This window comes from Tepidiforma sp. (assembly GCF_026419595.1).
Lineage (GTDB): Bacteria > Chloroflexota > Dehalococcoidia > Tepidiformales > Tepidiformaceae > Tepidiforma.
In genome coordinates this window covers 1-293 of record NZ_JANZZD010000087.1, presented here as the reverse complement: position 1 = coordinate 293, position 293 = coordinate 1, and the positions used below count along the sequence as shown (strand labels likewise).

General features: G+C 70.6%; 1 protein-coding gene. It reads left to right on the top strand.

All coding sequences use genetic code 11. The features are described 5' to 3' along the window. On the top strand, nucleotides 1–183 hold a 183-nt coding region (locus N2041_RS14475), incomplete at its 5' end, for a hypothetical protein (RefSeq protein WP_297679302.1). Nucleotides 184–293: the final 110 nt, after the last annotated feature.

The window sequence follows — 293 nt, the reverse complement described above, 5'->3', positions numbered from 1 at the left end:
CCGCTCGGGCACCTGCTCGGCGACCTCTTCGAGGCGCAGGACCGCGAAGAGCTAGTCGAACTTCTGCGCGAGGCGCGCGCGTCGCAGTTGCCTCAGAGCGATCGCGCCCGCGTTTGGCGGGACGCGGTCGATCGCGCCCGCGTACTCGGGCTCACGCCCGAACAACTGCGGAGTGCGCTGTGATTACAGCGAGCTCGCTCCCACGCGTATCAGTTTGCCCGGCGTCGGCAGTGCTGCCGCAGACGCCGGAGGCGGCGTCGCCATACGCCGATCGCGGGACCGCGATCCACGGG